Raw genomic sequence first — 17,096 nt, 5'->3', positions numbered from 1 at the left:
AACATCTTCGGATTTCCAAATCTCCAAATCTTTAAATTCTATGAGATTCATCCTCATTCTGATTTTATTCTGCTTTTCAAACATCGTATTCGCCCAGCAAAGCGATTCCAAACTGGCATATACCTACTACCAGAACAAGGAATATGTAAAAGCGGCAGAAATGTTTTTGCAACTTTACGAACGTACCCGGGCCTCTTACTACCTCGATTATCACATCATCAGCCTGATCAACGCTAAAGAATACGATAGTGCAGAAAAGACATTGAAAAAATACCTGAAAACGGACGATAACAACAAAGATTTTTTAGTGAATCTCGGTTACATTTATACCCAACAAGGCAAAACCAACAAAGCCGAGGAATATTTCAACCGGGCCGTCAAAAAATTGATCCCATACGAAAACGATATCCACAGCCTGGCCAATAAATTCCGGAATATCCGGGAATACAACTGGGCCAACAAAACTTACCTCAAAGGGCGGGAACTGTTAAACCGCCCGTTGGCCTTTACGGCCGAAATGGGCGACAACTATATGATGGACAGGGATTACGACAATATGTTCGCACTCTTTGTAGAAGCCTTGCTTCAAAATCCGGAAAAACTCAGCACCATCACCTCCAAACTCAGTTTTGCGCGTTCTTATGACGTAAACGGCAATGCCGATAAAGTTATCGCCTCCCAGCTGGAAAAAATATTCCGGCAAAAAGATTACCCTTCCGTATTTGACGAACTGGGTGTATGGTATTCCCTGCAAACGGGTGATTATACGCAAGCCTTCAATCACGCTGTAAAGCTCAACGCAAAAAACACGGATAAATTATACATCTACATCGATATTGCCCACGAAGCCGCAAATGCCCGAAAATACGATATCGCCAGACAAGCCTATCAGCGGGTTATTCAAAAAGGGAAAGAAGAAAATCCTTATTATTACACGGCACGCAAAGAAATCCTCAATTGCAAATACCGGCAATACGACCAAGCCCAGCCCCCGGTAGAAAATTACCGCAACCTGGTTTCCGAATGTAAAGATTTTTTACAAGAAACGGGGTATAGCAATGCAAACGCCGATATCATTGTCCTGACAAGTGATCTGTATGCCTACCATCTAAGCCTTCCGGACTCAGCCGATCAGATTTTACAAAAAGGAATCGGTATAAAACGATTGAATACCCTGACCTTAGATATTTTTAAATCGAAACGGGCCGATTTACTGACTTATATGAATAATCCCTGGGAAGCCGTGATTCTCTATACTCAAATTGAAAAAGCGAATCCCAACAACGATATCGGATACGAAGCCAAACTCAAGAAAGCCCGTCTGGCTTACTTCGAAGGAGACTTACTATGGGCAAAAGCCCAATACGATGTTCTGAAAGGTTCTACCAGTAAGCTGATATCCAACGATGCGCTGCAAATGAGTCATTTCCTGAACATGAACTACGAAGAAGAAGGCGATAACAGTGATTTAGAACGACTGGCCACCACAGAATATGCCGTTTACCGCCACCAAAGCGAAGAAGCTCTACCCGTTTTGGATAGCCTGATCCAAAATTCCGCCGCCGGAATTGCCGATTATGCCGCCCTGGTAAAATCCGGGGTTTTACTATCGCAACACCAAGACCAAGAAGCCGCTCTGATATTGGAAAAACTGGCGAAAGCATCCGGACAAACGTATATCCGGGCAAAGGCAATATTCGAACTTGCCAATCTCAAAAATCGTACAGATCAAAAACAGCAGGCCCTCGATTTATATCAGCAACTGGTTTCCGACTATTCCGGCAGCGTATACAGTGTCGAAGCCGGAAAAATATACCGGGAACTGGAAAAGACAATCAAAAACGAAAAAATAACACCCGTCAACTGAATACTACAATAAAATCTGCAATTTCAATCATAAATCGTAAATCAAAAACATGCGCCTTATTTTCAACACCACCTATATCGTCGAAGAAAACATTGAAACCGAATGGCAGGATTTTATGCGCGAACAATATATCGCCTATCTCCGCCGGCAACAATTCGTACAAGACGTGCTCTTTACAAAAGTATCCATCGATCAACCCGACGGTAAAACCTATTCGTTGCAAGTCGTTTTTGATACCCCTGAATCCCTGGAACATTTCACACAACATCATTTACCGCTATTGGAAGAAAAAATAACCGATAAATATAAAAATCGTTATCTTTGTTTCAGCAGTACTTTAACCGAAATCTGATCGGCCGGCCTTCCGGCGTCCGTATATGGAAAAACTAATCATGGGGATCGACCCCGGAACAAACTTTATGGGCTATGCCATTATCCGCACCTTCGGCAAATCTAAAAAACCGCAGTTGGTGATATCCGGTGTATTGGATATGGACAAAATATCCGATCCTTACATTAAATTACAACGGATATTCAAACGGACATTACAGGTCATTGACTCCTATCATCCGGATGAATTGGCAATCGAAGCCCAGTTCTACGGTAAAAACATACAGTCAATGCTCAAACTCGGCCGGGCACAGGGAGTTGCTATCGCCGCCGCCCTGCAACGGGAAATTCCCATCTTCGAGTATGCGCCTAAAAAAATTAAAATGAGCGTAACGGGAAGCGGTACGGCTTCCAAAGAACAAATTGCCCTGCTGCTGGGTAAATTTATGGAAATCCATACGACCTCCGAGAACCTGGACGAAACGGATGCCATTGCCATCGCCTATTGCCACCACTTACAAGGTTCACTCCCGACCACCGGTAGCCCGAAATGCAAAGACTGGGGGGACTATATCAAAAAAAATCCGGATAAAATCGTATAAAATGACAGACAACTGTATTGAAATCAAGAACCTGAAAAAAAGTTTTCGCAAAAACGAAGTACTTAAAGGCATCGACCTTAACATATCGGCCGGAGAAGTCATAGGCTACCTCGGTAGCAACGGAGCCGGCAAATCCACGACGGTAAAAATATTATGCGGACTCATCCGCCAATTCGAAGGCGAAGTTTCCATCCTCGGACACAACCTGCGTACCGACGATCTGGAAATCAAAAAACGCATCGGATATATTCCTGAAAACGCCGTCGTTTACGAACAACTCACACCGGTCGAATACCTTGAATTCGTCAGCACCCTTTACGGTATGCAGCCCGACATCGCCCACCGGAAAATTACGGAATTGCTCGAACTGTTTGAAATGAAATCCCATAACAACGAGCGGATCATTAGTTTTTCAAAAGGTATGAAGCAGAAAATCCATATCATTTCCGGACTGCTCCACAATCCGGACATACTGTTTATGGACGAGCCCCTGAACGGTCTGGATGCCAACGCTGTCATCATTGTCAAAGAAATCATCACGCAACTGGCCAGAGAAGGCAAAACCATTTTCTATTGCTCCCACCTTATGGATATCGTAGAAAAAATATCCAGCAGGATCGTCCTTATCGACGGCGGCCGTATCATCGCCAACGGTACTGTAGAGCAATTAAAACAAGACTCCGGCAGTACTTCGCTGGAAGAACTGTTTTCGAAATTGACCGGGAAAAACGACCATTCGGAAAAAGCCGGACAAATTATAGACGTATTTGAAAAATAATTTTTATGATTCGCTTTTTACTTTTTATATTGCGGCCTTTTCGTCTCCTGTTCTACAAATCCGGGGTCGATTTCGATAAAATGATCACTATCATCCGGACCAAACTGACCATTGACAACCGGACGTCCAAAAACATCAACTCCAACAAAACGAAACAGATCAATTCCGCTTTGTTGCAGCAAGGTTTCAGCATGCTCGTTATGGGTACCTTCGCTCTTCTGATGACCTGGTCTAAAAGCGGACTTACGACAGCTATTCTACTGTACCACAGCATGATATTAGTTATGTTGATCCTTTCCCTGTTATCGGAATACACCCAAATGCTGTTCGACAGCAGAGACACGCATATATTGTTACGTTTACCCGTCGATTCCCGTACCATCTCTACAGCCAAATTGATAACTATCGGATATTACATGCTGTTCCTAAGCTTTTGTTCGGCACTCATCCCTACACTGGTATTTATCTTCACCAAAGGAGTCGCGACCGGCCTGCTGTTATTGTCGGCAACCCTACTCAACACCTTATTTGCCCTGCTATTAACCAATCTGGTCTATATGGGATGTATGCGGTTTGCTTCGGGCGAGAATTTCAGAAATATACTCAGCTATATCCAGATCCTTATGATTGTACTTGTCGTTTGCAGCTATCAATTGGTAGCCAATATCCCCGACAACCTCATACTGGAACTGACAGCATCCGATCCCTGGTGGTTTTATCTCCTGCCTCCGGTATGGTTCACGGCGCTGACCGAACTGTTTCTGGCTCCTTCTGCCACAGTATACCTATATGCAGCCATCGGAATCGTCCTGCCTTTTATTTCGGCCTATGTTACGATCAAATGGTTCGCTCCTTATTTCGCCGCTCACCTCAATCCGGCAAACGAAGCTCCGGTAAAAACCGCCCGGGCGGGCAAGGAAAAAACGGCCCGTTTCCTGGCTGCCTTATTTACCCGGTCGGCCATGCAAAAATCCGGATTTATGCTGAGTTGGCGTCTCGCCGCCGGCAACCGGAAATACAAAGAAGCCATACTCCCTTCAATCGCTTACATCATCGTGCTCATCGGTCTTCAAATCTTTTCCATCTGGAAAAAAGGAGATTTTAATGTCAGCGACTTTATGGGTTTTTTCCCACTTTATCTTACTTTATTAATCGGTTACACGATTATAGACAATATGAAATACAACGAACTCGGAGATTATTTCTGGCTCTACCGCACCAAGCCGCTCTACCGGCCGGGCAGCATTCTGCTGGGCGCTTTCAAAGCCCTCTACCTGAAATATTTCGTTCCGACCTTCCTGTTCGTTTCCATACCCCTGATATACATCGGCGGCATCGCTATTCTCCCGGATATATTGTTTATCTTTACGGCCATCACCATCACCACCCTGGTCGCCACCCTGGGAATATCCCCCGCTTTCCCGTTTTCCCGGGAAAGAAGTACATACAATTCCGGCAAAGTATTGGTATTCATACTTATCACCATGCTCGTCACCGCTGTTTTCAGTGCCATTCACATGGGCTTGCGTTACATTCCCTACGGCATTCCGGCCGGCATCCTCCTGCTATGGAGTATCCTGTTCCTGATCGCCCATAAAATCAGCCGGACCTCCTGGACCCGGCTGGAGAAAATAGCCGGATGACGATTAGAATAAAGTGCCTAATGCTACACCGATTTACAAAATCAAAAATGGGAAATCGAATTTACAAATTATATGTATCTTCAATTTCCCATCCGCTTGAATCAATTACAAAACAGCCTTCTCCTTCTCACTCTAACCCAATTGATTTAGAACAATTACAGCTATTTAAAACGGCCGAACGGCACGGATAATATAATATTTGTAAGAATTATCGGTCTTATTACCATTTGTCACTAAACCATCATAAAATCGTACTCCATTAAAATAGGATGAATTAATTTCAGTAGAACTCATATAGATTAAAGAAGGCACATAAGGTTCTATTACAGTATTGAGCATACCATAACCTCCTTTTTTCCTCAAAGTAGCCTCAAAATTATATCGGGCCTCTCCATATCGTACCGAAGCCTCAGCCTCATACCCCGGATATTCGTCAAGTCCGCAAAAACCGGCGTAAAGTTCTTTCAACTCGTTAATAGACGGCAAATACCAACCACTAACCCCATTCCGATTAAGATCGTCACACCATTTAAAAGCAGGATAGCGGCTTTCCCAATCTGTCAATTGTTTAATTACATCCGTATTATTCATTCCATCATTTTGATCCAAGGCATTAGTAAGAGTTCCTGAAACGGCCCATACAGTACTCGTATTCTTTAACGATGTAATCATCCCATGCATTCCACTATCATTAATTTTGTAAACCATACCAACCACTCCGTTCTCATTATAAAAGTCTCCTATTTTATATGGAGCCTGCGTTTGCCTGCCATCCCTTTCTTGTATGACCCAGAGGTATTCCTGTTTCTCATTAGCATTAATACCAATAAACGCTTCACGGACATTAACAGATTCATTTTCTTCTACTGATACTTTGAGTTGATTTTTTTCTTGCGAAATTTTAAGCCAGGGAACCAAATTGGTTATAATCGTATAATTCCAGGAATCAGCATCAGTGGAAACTACAACCGTAAGATTTCCACCTTCTCGAGGAAAAAGTAAAGAATCCGGCGATACCTCGAGTTTGGTCGGCTCAAACGGGTATTGATATTTCACTTCAGCACCGATAACTCCGTTAGTACCGGCCGCCAGCAACTCCTGTACCACATAAAGACGACAATATCTATTACCCCATTTTGCAACATAACCGTATGCGGGTTTTACAGCTACACTCGATTGCCAACCGGTTTCCGGTATTTTTGTAACGTTACCCAATCCTTTCATCTTACCCAAAGAGACAAACTCAGTCCCATCAATAGATTCAAAATTATCACTATGATTGATCCAGATTCCGGGCCAATTTTCTATACGCAAATAGGTTACTCCATTATTTTCATTCCGCATATTCAGCACCATGGTACCTTCCGGATCGGGTACCTTGCTGCCCGGATCGTCCGGATCACCATCTCCGTCTTTACTGCAAGCCACAAAAGCTGCCGACACGACCAGCATCGCCATCAGCCACATAAATCTATACATTTTCATAATCTCTTTATTTTAGGTTTTAAAATATTTTAAAATTAGAGAGATTTTATGAATTACAGATCAACGATTTAGGTTCAAATTGGTTCAAAACGGTAAAATAAAAAGGGTAAAGCCCAACGCTTTACCCTTTCCCTTGATCTATATGTCTATTCTCTTACTTCACCAACTGCTGATACATTGCATTATTGGCATACGGTTGAAATTCCACATCGGTAGCGGCCCAGGCTTTCAACTTCGGATTCAGTTGAAGCGCCTTTTGCAAAGCCATTGCCATCGTATTGACATCCTTTACCCGGGCAGCTGCTACGGCCATCATATAATAATCGGTTCCGGTTGTCAGCTTCAACTGCTTAAACGTATTGAGAGCGGCATTATTATCACCGGCCATCAACTGTGCATAACCTAAATTGATTCCCGGGGTATCTTTCAAATAAGAAACGGCTTTCCGGTAATCTCCCTGTTGCAACAACATCAATCCCATATTATAACGGGCTTCCTTCTTTACCTGTGCTTTGTTCAGCATCTCCATGGCTTTCGAATTATTCCCTTGTTTGGCATACACAATACCCAGGTTATTCTGAATAGCAGCATCCTGTTTTAATACAATAGCAGATTCCAGTAACTTCTGGGCTTTCTTGTATTCCTTATTCTGAATAGCGATGGCGGCCAAATCGTTCAGTAATTGCCAGTTCCATTGAGTACCCACCGTCGGCGTCTTTTCATCTGCCTGCGGAATGAAATAAGTCATCTGCATTTCTTCCTGTACCATTTCGGGAGTTGTATAGAATACGAAGAAATCAGCGCGGCGTAACCAAGGCAGAATATCGTTCTTTAATTCCGGAATCCGCTTGATATACGATTCGAGTATCGCTTCCCGTTTGTTGTTATTCGGAGCAGCCTTGATTTCACTGATAATCTGTGCTTTATTCTTGATATTGGAATCGTTCAGTAACAAATAAAGTCCGTCCCAGTTTTCCGTTACCATCTGCGGCACGACAAACTTGGCATTCTTTACGATAGGCAAACCCGACAGTCCCAGATCTTTTTCAAAAAAAGTCTTCGCTGCTTTGAAACGGTTATTGGTCAGATTCTTATTCAGGCGTTCGGCGCCTTCCGGAGAACTGGAAGCATATAGCAACATATTGGTTACCGTAGCTCCTTTATCGGCCAATACTTTTTTCATGGCTTCCACAGCTTTATTCATAACGGCAGAATGTTGCTGGGTTTCCGAAATTTTAGACTGTGCCAGCGGGAATAAAACATAACCGCTTACCACTCCTACCTGAGCCACCGGTACATCTTCAACGAAAGTTTCGGTCATAACCGGTACATAATCGGTATCCCCGATACGCAAGGTATAGTTCTGCCATACCCGTACGCCGTTCTGGTTGAGGATAACCGGAGACATTGCAAAAGCTTTATCACCGTGTATCGCCTCAATATCCGCCCAAAGTACGCCGTTTTGCATACCTTCCCGGAAATTCATCGTCATCTTCTGGGTAATTGTCGTAGCACTCTTATAAGCGACAACCGGGTAATTACTACCCTTTACCTTTTCTCCCTGTAAAAATACAGGAGGTAATTTTTCCACGTTATTCCCGTACTGCATGCGAGGCGTTATCTTCAATATCATCTTTTTACCGAACTCTTTCGGTGCAAATTTTACGGTATATTCGAAATTAATTTTACCGTTCACGGACTCGAGCTGGGCCGGAGTTACCTGCCCCATAACAGCCGTCTGGATAACATCCTGTTGTAACTTCTTCATTGAGTTACATCCCGCCAACAGCCCAACTGCCAGAAAAGCCAGCATTGTTATAAAAAAAGTACGCTTCATAATTTTTGATTTTAGTTGAACATATTTGTTTTCATTCAATTATTGCATTGTTTGCTGTCCTGTTTAACGGGAGTTTCCGCAGAACAGTTGTGTTTTATTTATTAAAATAAGTTAGAGAAAGAACGATAGGAAAGAATACGTCAGTTCCCGCATACAATTTCCTCCGGTCCCGATTAAAAATCGTAAATCAAAATTCGTAAATCAAAAATCCAAATAGTTATCTTTGCGGCGGTAAGATGCGTCCCGGCGCAGTTCGAAGAAATATAACCGCATTCCCCCCGGCGTTATCTTTGCCCTATAAAATCAAATACCATGAATCAGACAGCGGAAACAGGAAACGAAACATTAAGCCCCATATACCTGAAAGAAGTATTCAAAAGTAAAAATCCGGCCCTGGCCCGTTGGATTCCGGGTTTTGTCTACTCCTGGCTCAACCGTATCATCTGTATCGACGATATCAACGATTTTATCCGGAAACACGGAGACCGCAAAGGCATCGATTTTGCTGATGCCATTGTCGAATACCTGAATCTCACCTTCCAGACCGAAGGAATCACGAACCTGCCATCCCCCCAGGGACGCTATATTTTTGTCTCCAATCATCCGCTGGGAGGACCGGACGGTATTGCGCTGATCTCCTTTCTAGGTAAATATTATCCGGATTTAAAATTCCCGGTCAACGATATCCTGCTGAACCTGAAAAACCTGAATAATATTTTCCTGCCGGTCAACAAGCACGGAGGCATGTCCCGGGAAGCCGTCAAAGCAATCACATCAGCCTATACATCTGATAATCAGATTATCATGTTCCCTGCCGGTTTATGCAGCCGTAAAATCAAAGGCAAAATAGAGGATCTCGAATGGCAGAAAAATTTTATCGTAGAAGCAGTAAAACACCATCGGGACATCGTACCGATCTACATCAGCGGACAGAATTCGAATTTTTTCTACAACCTTTCTAATTTCCGCAAAAGAATAGGACTCAAAGCCAATATAGAAATGCTTTGGTTACCCAAAGAGGCCTTCAAGAAAAAAAATGAAACCCTGACATTAAAAATCGGTAAACCGATTTCCTGGCAATCGTTCGATAAAAGCAAAAAACCGAAAGAATGGGCCAAAGAAGTGCGTGAAATCTTATACCGATTGTAAAAAAATCCCCATACCGCCAGAGTTTCTGTAGAAAATAGTATATTTGCATAAATATTCAGATGTATAGCACAACACCTGAAAACATACAGTACAGGAATTCAAAGAAATCCTTTGACATATCAAACTGTACATTTCGGTTTCGTTTTTGTAATCTTTATGAATAAAGGTTATCAGAACAATTGAATATATCATTAATTATTAGAGCACTTATAAGCAGATGCAACCTGTAATTTATCCCGTCGAAAAAGAAAAACTTCTTGCCGAACTCACAGAAGAAAAATTTTTACGGAAAACCAACAAAGCGGGGAATGAGATATACACATTCAACGCTTTCAACGCACCGAACCTGATGCGTGAAGTGGGACGTATCCGCGAATTGACATTTCGTACGGCAGGAGGCGGTACCGGAAAAGAGATCGACATCGACGAATTCGACATCACTCCCGATACTCCGTATCAGCAACTGATCGTCTGGGATCCCAAAGAACAGGAAATCATCGGCGGATACCGTTATATTCTGTGTGATCATCTCTCATTAAATGCAGAGGGAGAACCCAATTTAGCCACTACCGAGTTGTTTCGCTTTTCAGAACAGTTCAAAAAACAATACCTGAGTCAGATGATCGAGTTAGGCCGTTCATTCGTCCATCCCCTCTACCAGTCTACCCGTATGGGACGGAAATCCCTGTTCGCCCTTGACAACCTTTGGGACGGCTTGGGAGCGCTTACCGTCGATAATCCCGAAATCAAATACTTTTTCGGAAAAGTGACGATGTATACCAGCTTTAACATGCACGCCCGGGATATGATTCTTTATTTTATGAAAAAATATTTCCGGGATACTGAAAATCTCGTATATCCGATACATCCGTTGGAAATCCACATCGACGAAAATTATATGCAATCGGTTTTCAACGGGGGAAATTACGACGAAGACTACAGAATTCTCTCCCGTAACGTACGCGATCTGGGAGAAAACATTCCTCCGCTGGTAAATGCCTACATGAGCCTCTCTCCTTCTATGCGCACATTCGGCACGGCTACCAATCCCGGATTCGGAGGCGTAGAAGAAACGGCAATATTGATCAATATTGCCGACGTATACGAAGCTAAAAAGTTACGCCACATTGCTACCTACATACCCCGCTTGCTCGGTTTGAAAAAAGGACGAAGTGGCAAAAAAGATTAATACATCTGCTGTGATTTACGAATTTTGATTTACGATAAAGACCCGATAAGACAGGACATCGCCTATTTCAATCAGTAAAACTGACATTGGCTCCCCCACTACCGACCTTATTCCTCACTCAAAAATCGTAAATCAAAAATCGTAAATCGTAAATCAAAAATTACACAACAAGTCCGTCCTGCTGTGTACTATTGTCATGCACATCTCTCAATTTGAGATCTAAAATTACTCCTTACTTTTCCTAAATACACAAACACACCTATCCACCTCCCAATCGTAAATCAAAAATCGTAAATCGTAAATCAAAAATTACACAACAAGTCCGTCCTGCTGTGTACTATTGTCATGCCCATCTCTCAATTTGAAATCTAAAATTACTCCTTACTTTTCCCAAATTCACAAACACACCTATCCACCTCCCAATCGTAAATCATAAATCGTAAATTAAAAATTACACAACAAGTCCATCCTGCTGCGTACTATCGTTATGCCCATCTCTCAATTTGAAATCTAAAATTACTCCTTATTTTTCCCAAATTCACAAACACACCTATCCACCTCCCAATCGTAAATCATAAATCGTAAATCGTAAATCGTAAATCAAAAATCATCAATCCCTTTCTTCTTCACCCGATATACATTATACTTTCCCTCGCTGATCAGAGTATCTGCAGCCTGAACCTCTATCTGGGATTTTTCGGCCTTAATCTGAAGAAAAGAAGCTTTATCGATATCCACGGAAGAATAAGAAGAACGGATCAGGGCTTTCGAACAGCAGTCCACCAATAATTTACCATAGGATACATTCAGATAAATCTCCCTGTCATTCACGGACTGTAAAGAATCGATCCGTATGTCTCCGTATATAGCCGTTAAACTCGTATGTTCACACACGACAAAAGCAGGCACATAAATAAAACTATAACGGCCTACCAAATCCATCACCATCCCCTTCGGCACCCACAACACAGTCTCGACAAGCAGGCTCCCCGCCTGCTCGAATTCCTCTGCTACCTGCGTACGGATATTAATCGTTCCGGGCCACGTTTCCACAAGCAAATCCAACTGTCCGGCCAGCTCTTCCTTTTCCCAATCCTCCGCCCGTTCCACCTGAAACGAAGCCTCCACCAAAACGGAATCTTTCTCCCATTGGTGCAAAGTAATATGTCCGTATATGCTCTCCATATAGAAATCGGTTCCTTCCGCAACAGGAAGAAGCTTCCGGACATACTTTACATATCCGTCGGCATATACGGCACACAGCGTCCCGAAAAAAATCAGAAATGCGCAGAATAATCTCATCGGCCAGATCATAACAAACTACTTGCCAAGTCCGCCAAATGACTACGCTCGCCTTTTTCCAGATGCACATGGGCAAAAATATCCTGTCCCTGCATCTTATCGATCAAGTGGGAAAGTCCGTTGGATTTTTTATCCAGATACGGTGAGTCAATCTGATCGATGTCACCCGTAAAAACCATTTTTGTACCTTCTCCGGCACGGGTGATAATCGTTTTCACCTCATGAGGCGTCAAATTCTGGGCTTCGTCTACAATAAAATAAATATCTGAAAGACTGCGCCCGCGTATAAATGCCAAAGCCGAAATCAACAACTTCTCTTCCTTTTGTAAATCCTCGATCAAACGGTTTTCCTGGCTGTGTATATTAAAACGACGTTTGATAAAGCCTAAATTATCATACAAGGGCTGCATATAAGGGTCAACCTTCTCATTCATATCTCCGGGCAAATACCCCAAATCCCGGTTAGACAAAGCGACAATCGGACGTGCCAGGTAAATCTGTTCGTATAATTTGGCTTGCTGGAGTGCCGAAGCCAGGGCCAACAAAGTTTTTCCGGTACCGGCCTTACCGCTGATCGCCACTAATTGTATATTGGGATTCATCAAGGCATCGATAGCAAACGCCTGTTCTGCATTGCGGGGATATATCCCGAAAATATTGGGTTTATCCACCTTGCGGATCAGTTGTTTCATCGGATCATAAGCAGCCAAAGCAGAAGCATTATCATTTTTCAGGATATAATAATTGTTCCCTCTGATCGCTTCCCGGGGAAACACTTTTTTCACCTCAAGACCTCCGGGATTTTCATGTATAGCCTTAATTATTTCCGGTGCCACACCGTTTATTTCCCTCACACTCCGGTTTATCGCAAAATCCGGGTCTTCTACCTGATCGTTTTTATAATCCTCTGCCAATAGCCCCAATGCCCGTGCTTTCATCCGCATATTCAAATCCTTCGTCACCAGAATCACTTTTTCCTTATCTTCCAGTTCCTGAGCCTTACAGGCTGTAACAGCCAAAATCCGGTGGTCGGGAATATCCTCGTGAAAAAAAGCCCGCACATCCTGCGGAATTTTATTCCCGACCTCGATAAACAAACGTCCCAATTTAGGCCCCAGTTTTCCTCCTTTTTTAAAAAAATCGAGATCGGAAATTTTATCCAACTCCCGCATAAATTCCCGGGCATGATAATTGATCAGATCATTTCCCTTCTTAAACCGGTCCAATTCTTCCAAAACCACGATCGGAATAATAATATCATTATCCTTAAAATTATATATCGCTCTATAATCATGCAAAATCACATTTGTATCCAAAATAAAAGTCTTCTTATTTTTCCCTGCCATACTCCGAATTTTAAATATTATTTCTCAGATTTTAAAATGAACATATTCATTTAAACCGCACAGGCGTCCGCAGAATCCAACCCCTTCAGATAGTCACTTCTTTTAGGTCAGTCTGCCGAAAGAATCCTGTTTAATTATTAATTGTCTCAAATTTACGAACAATTCACAAAAAAAAAGTGGCTTTCGCCACTTTTTAAAACAATCCGTTTACCCCAAAAACAGTTAAAATGTATATCCAACTGATACAGAGAAATTACGGTTATGAATTTTCATATCAGCTTCGTCATAAGAATCTCCGGCAATATTAGAAAATCCAAGGTCATATTTCAAGCCGACATAAACAGCACTGAAATTAACCCCGGCACCGAAACTCCAACCGAAATCAAAACGCTTCAAATCACCTTCATCCTCGTCAAATGCTTTCACATCACCATCCATTAGTTCTTCAAATTCACTCGGCTCGAATTTAAATTTACCACCCAATCCGTATGCCAGATAAGGACCGGTATTGATATGCAATTTCATGTTATCCGACAATTTGAAACGATAAGAAGCCAGAATCGGAATTTCCAGATAACTCAAATTTACTTTTATTTTATAATCGCTGTTTTCATCGGCTTCAAGCTTCATACCTTTGTTACTATAATAAAGTCCCGGTTGAACGTAAAAGTTTTCAGTAATTCCAAGATCGACAAAAGCACCGATATGAAACCCGATTTTCGTCTTCTGATCAAAACCGTCTATAAGATCTTTAAAATCCGACCCCAAACTGGTCATATTCATTCCGGCTTTCACTCCGAATTTAACTTCCTGGGCGTACCCGCCGAATACCCATCCGGCCAATAATACAATTAAAATAATTTTTTTCATAGCATTTAATTTAGCACACTTCTTTGGTTCAAAAGTGTAAGTTTATAATAGATAATTAGGGGTTCAAATCCTATTTCAACATCCGAAAAAATAACATTCGGAAATCAAAATTAACATATATATTCACAAATATATAGATTATTTATTTACATACAAGTCCTAAAGGAATAATTATTTGTTACATTTTAAACAATCAGGAAAGAAACAAACACACAAAATTACACACTGGGACGGACTCATTGTGTAATTTATGATTAGTAAAAAAAAGATTATAAGAACTTTAGGAGGACAGAGATAAATTTTGGTTAATCAGTAATCCCCCCCCAAGTCTATCCAAACCTCCCTTCTGCCATCCCTATTTTTCAATTTTACTCTGACATTCAGAATTAATCCATAGGGACAACAAAATCTGCGGGTCCGATCCGAAATCAAAATTCTATTCCGATCAATGTACAAACCGGAACATCCGGTTCCATCTGATCTTTCCTAAGAAAGATTTATCCTTATCCAAAGACAACCAGATAAAATAGGCTTTCCCGACAATATGGTCTTCCGGTACAAACCCCCAAAAACGGGAATCTGCCGAACGATGACGGTTATCTCCCATCATCCAATAATAATTCATTTGAAAAGTATAGTCATCGGCAGGTTGTCCATTAACATAAATAACCGAATCTTTCACTTCCAGCTTATTGCCTTCAAACACTCCGATAATACGTTCATACAAAGGTAATGTCTTCATATTCAATTCGACTTTATCCCCCTTTTTCGGTATATACAACGGACCGAAATTATCGATATTCCAGGGGTAATCCGCACTAAACGGAAAAATATCCGGATTCACACCGCTATCGTGTACCCGGTTGATTTCAGTGACGTTCGGGAATGCTTTCAATTTCGTAACCATTTCCGCCGTTAACGGGAAATTGTATTCAGCATTGGAAAGCATCCGTATATCTTCATAGGAAATTCCGACATTATCCTTTAATTTCGTTCGATTCAGCGGTGTTCCGTTGGTTTTTACGATATAGTCGAATTGCAGATTTTCAGGACTTTCGGCTGCCACTCCGTTTACATACAGCAAGCCGTCTTTCAATTGTAGCGTATCTCCGGGCATTCCGACCCCACGCTTGATATAGTTTTCCCGCTTATCGACAGGACGGGAAATGATCTCCATACGCTGCTTCATCAACCCCCTTATTTTATCTTCCGCCTCCCGGAAAGAGAGCTCATTTCCCCGGCTCAATTCAACCTGCTGATAATTCCGGGCATTTGCACGCACCTGCGAATAATAATCCGGATTCTCACTGCCTACAATCACAGTATCTCCCGCCGGAAAATTAAAAACAATGATGTCGTTTCGTTTGATTTCCGACGTCCCGGCTATCCGTTTATAGGGCCACTGCACTGCTTCCGAATAGGCTTTCGTACTTGTCGTAAAAGGCAGGGTATGATGAGTGAAAGGTACAGCCAGGGGTGTATTGGGCAACTTCGGCCCGTAAGCCACCTTACTGACAAAAAGATAATCCCCCACCAACATTGATTTTTCCATAGAAGGAGTCGGTATCGTATAGGCTTCAAAAAGAAACATCCGGATCAGGGTGGCTGCAACCACGGCAAAGATCAAAGCATCGATCCATTCGACCAGCTTCGTCTGTTTTTTTACCCCTTTTTTCTTCCAAAAAGCCCAATGCACTTTGCGGGTAATATACACATCCACAATAACCGGAACACCCAGCAATAACCACCAACTGCCGACCCACAATGTCCACAACAGATAAACGATCAATACTACGGTAACCTTAAACCATTTATTACGCAATATATCCCTCATAATCCAAATATTTCCTCTTAATTACTAATGTCTATTTACTCAAAACCATTATCCAACCGGACAAATAAAAATAAAGGCGTATCATCTCAATTCCGGATTTTCAACATATCCTTCATACCGAACACTCCTTTTTTTCCCTGCATAAATTCAGCCGCTAATACGGCACCATGTGCAAACCCTTCCCGGGAAAAAGCCGAATGAGAAATCTCGATCTGATCGACGGCTGATTTATAGGTCACCACATGTATACCGGGCACTTCATCTATCCGTTTAGCCGTAACCGGGATGACATCTGCAGGTAAGACCACACCGTGCTCCAATTCCCAGGACTTATAAGAAGGATGATTTTCCAGAATTCCCTGGGCAATGCTGATCGCCGTTCCGCTGGGGGCATCCAGTTTATGAATATGATGAGTCTCTTCAATATACACCTTATAATCATCAAAACCGCTCATCATCCGGGCCAATGTCGCATTCAACTGAAAAAACAAATTCACCCCGATGCTAAAATTAGAAGCATAAAAGAATCCGCCTGCTTTCGCCTGACAATAATCCGTCACCTCCTGCCAACGTTCCAACCAACCGGTAGTACCCGATACAACAGGTATTCCGTTATCGAAACACCATTTATAATTATCGACAGCAATGACCGGAGTTGAAAAATCAATAGCGATATCAGCTGTCTTCAACTGTTCGTCCGTACATTCCTCCCGGTTATCCAAATCCACTTTCAACACAATCCGGTGTCCACGCTCCAACGCAATCCGTTCAATAGCCTTACCCATCCGGCCGTATCCTAATAATGCAATCTTCATTATCAATCTCCTGCTTTACATGTTAAAGACAAAGTTAATACTAATTTTG

14 protein-coding genes are annotated in these 17,096 nt (G+C 42.3%); 7 read left to right on the top strand and 7 right to left on the bottom strand.

The features are described 5' to 3' along the window. The first annotated feature begins 40 nt into the window (after nt 1–40). Genes BN8908_RS03180 through BN8908_RS03160 form a run of 5 tightly spaced genes read left to right on the top strand, consistent with a single transcriptional unit; the run spans nt 41 to nt 5,220 of the window. Nucleotides 41–1,867, top strand: a complete 1,827-nt coding sequence (locus BN8908_RS03180; RefSeq protein ID WP_021987231.1) for a tetratricopeptide repeat protein — start codon at nt 41–43, stop codon at nt 1,865–1,867. A 49-nt stretch (nt 1,868–1,916) separates the two neighbouring features. Next, a complete protein-coding gene (locus BN8908_RS03175; protein ID WP_021987230.1) occupies nt 1,917–2,219 on the top strand; it encodes a DUF4286 family protein in 303 nt (100 codons plus the stop codon). A 25-nt stretch (nt 2,220–2,244) separates the two neighbouring features. Then, nucleotides 2,245–2,799, top strand: a complete 555-nt coding sequence (gene ruvC, locus BN8908_RS03170) for a crossover junction endodeoxyribonuclease RuvC (protein WP_068689025.1) — start codon at nt 2,245–2,247, stop codon at nt 2,797–2,799. Nucleotide 2,800: 1 nt separating this feature from the next. Continuing rightward, nucleotides 2,801–3,577: an ABC transporter ATP-binding protein gene (locus BN8908_RS03165; RefSeq protein WP_021987228.1), complete on the top strand. Its 777-nt coding sequence runs from the start codon at nt 2,801–2,803 to the stop codon at nt 3,575–3,577. A gap of 5 nt (nt 3,578–3,582) precedes the next feature. Further along, on the top strand, nt 3,583–5,220 hold the full coding sequence (locus BN8908_RS03160; protein WP_068689023.1) for a hypothetical protein: 1,638 nt from the start codon (nt 3,583–3,585) through the stop codon (nt 5,218–5,220). Nucleotides 5,221–5,385: 165 nt separating this feature from the next. On the opposite strand, the gene BN8908_RS03155 is transcribed toward BN8908_RS03160, so the two are convergent. Both BN8908_RS03155 and BN8908_RS03150 read right to left on the bottom strand, forming a co-directional pair. Then, entirely contained in the window at nt 5,386–6,705 is a 1,320-nt protein-coding gene (locus BN8908_RS03155; RefSeq protein ID WP_082989205.1) for a DUF5036 family protein, read from the bottom strand. 154 nt (nt 6,706–6,859) lie between these two features. Beyond that, nucleotides 6,860–8,542: a tetratricopeptide repeat protein gene (locus BN8908_RS03150; protein WP_068689020.1), complete on the bottom strand. Its 1,683-nt coding sequence runs from the start codon at nt 8,540–8,542 to the stop codon at nt 6,860–6,862. A 312-nt stretch (nt 8,543–8,854) separates the two neighbouring features. On the opposite strand from BN8908_RS03150, the gene glsA reads away from it, so the two are divergent. Together glsA and glsB are read left to right on the top strand one after the other, a co-directional pair. Beyond that, nucleotides 8,855–9,691: a lyso-glycine lipid O-acyltransferase GlsA gene (gene glsA / locus BN8908_RS03145; protein ID WP_068689018.1), complete on the top strand. Its 837-nt coding sequence runs from the start codon at nt 8,855–8,857 to the stop codon at nt 9,689–9,691. 217 nt (nt 9,692–9,908) lie between these two features. Next, nucleotides 9,909–10,880, top strand: a complete 972-nt coding sequence (gene glsB, locus BN8908_RS03135; RefSeq protein WP_021987223.1) for a glycine N(alpha)-acyltransferase GlsB — start codon at nt 9,909–9,911, stop codon at nt 10,878–10,880. 600 nt (nt 10,881–11,480) lie between these two features. Here the strand turns inward: glsB and BN8908_RS03130 are convergent. The 5 genes from BN8908_RS03130 to dapB all read right to left on the bottom strand — a co-directional run bounded on the left by BN8908_RS03130 (nt 11,481) and on the right by dapB (nt 17,047). Beyond that, on the bottom strand, nt 11,481–12,182 hold the full coding sequence (locus BN8908_RS03130; protein ID WP_148453161.1) for a hypothetical protein: 702 nt from the start codon (nt 12,180–12,182) through the stop codon (nt 11,481–11,483). An 8-nt stretch (nt 12,183–12,190) separates the two neighbouring features. Beyond that, nucleotides 12,191–13,528 (bottom strand): PhoH family protein, encoded by a 1,338-nt coding sequence (locus BN8908_RS03125; RefSeq protein ID WP_068689005.1) that lies wholly within the window; start codon nt 13,526–13,528, stop codon nt 12,191–12,193. A gap of 222 nt (nt 13,529–13,750) precedes the next feature. Then, nucleotides 13,751–14,398 (bottom strand): porin family protein, encoded by a 648-nt coding sequence (locus BN8908_RS03120; protein ID WP_068689003.1) that lies wholly within the window; start codon nt 14,396–14,398, stop codon nt 13,751–13,753. Between the two features lie 445 nt (nt 14,399–14,843). Then, complete coding sequence (gene lepB, locus BN8908_RS03115; protein WP_068689001.1) at nt 14,844–16,232, bottom strand: signal peptidase I; 1,389 nt, start codon at nt 16,230–16,232, stop codon at nt 14,844–14,846. An 86-nt stretch (nt 16,233–16,318) separates the two neighbouring features. Further along, the gene (gene dapB / locus BN8908_RS03110; protein ID WP_021987306.1) at nt 16,319–17,047 is read right to left on the bottom strand and encodes a 4-hydroxy-tetrahydrodipicolinate reductase; all 729 of its coding nucleotides are present in this window, start codon (nt 17,045–17,047) and stop codon (nt 16,319–16,321) included. Nucleotides 17,048–17,096: the final 49 nt, after the last annotated feature.

This window comes from Culturomica massiliensis (assembly GCF_900091655.1).
Classification (GTDB): domain Bacteria; phylum Bacteroidota; class Bacteroidia; order Bacteroidales; family Marinifilaceae; genus Culturomica; species Culturomica massiliensis.
This window is presented reverse-complemented; position numbering and strand designations above follow the sequence as displayed.

Excerpts from the sequence above, each read along its gene's own strand:
- lepB (WP_068689001.1), bottom strand. The coding sequence starts at position 16,232 with ATGAGGGATATATTGCGTAATAAATGGTTTAAGGTTACCGTAGTATTG.
- BN8908_RS03125 (WP_068689005.1), bottom strand. The coding sequence starts at position 13,528 with ATGGCAGGGAAAAATAAGAAGACTTTTATTTTGGATACAAATGTGATT.
- BN8908_RS03155 (WP_082989205.1), bottom strand. The coding sequence starts at position 6,705 with ATGAAAATGTATAGATTTATGTGGCTGATGGCGATGCTGGTCGTGTCG.
- glsA (WP_068689018.1), top strand. The coding sequence starts at position 8,855 with ATGAATCAGACAGCGGAAACAGGAAACGAAACATTAAGCCCCATATAC.
- BN8908_RS03175 (WP_021987230.1), top strand. The coding sequence starts at position 1,917 with ATGCGCCTTATTTTCAACACCACCTATATCGTCGAAGAAAACATTGAA.
- BN8908_RS03150 (WP_068689020.1), bottom strand. The coding sequence starts at position 8,542 with ATGAAGCGTACTTTTTTTATAACAATGCTGGCTTTTCTGGCAGTTGGG.
- BN8908_RS03120 (WP_068689003.1), bottom strand. The coding sequence starts at position 14,398 with ATGAAAAAAATTATTTTAATTGTATTATTGGCCGGATGGGTATTCGGC.
- dapB (WP_021987306.1), bottom strand. The coding sequence starts at position 17,047 with ATGAAGATTGCATTATTAGGATACGGCCGGATGGGTAAGGCTATTGAA.
- BN8908_RS03160 (WP_068689023.1), top strand. The coding sequence starts at position 3,583 with ATGATTCGCTTTTTACTTTTTATATTGCGGCCTTTTCGTCTCCTGTTC.
- ruvC (WP_068689025.1), top strand. The coding sequence starts at position 2,245 with ATGGAAAAACTAATCATGGGGATCGACCCCGGAACAAACTTTATGGGC.
- BN8908_RS03130 (WP_148453161.1), bottom strand. The coding sequence starts at position 12,182 with ATGAGATTATTCTGCGCATTTCTGATTTTTTTCGGGACGCTGTGTGCC.
- BN8908_RS03165 (WP_021987228.1), top strand. The coding sequence starts at position 2,801 with ATGACAGACAACTGTATTGAAATCAAGAACCTGAAAAAAAGTTTTCGC.
- BN8908_RS03180 (WP_021987231.1), top strand. The coding sequence starts at position 41 with ATGAGATTCATCCTCATTCTGATTTTATTCTGCTTTTCAAACATCGTA.
- glsB (WP_021987223.1), top strand. The coding sequence starts at position 9,909 with ATGCAACCTGTAATTTATCCCGTCGAAAAAGAAAAACTTCTTGCCGAA.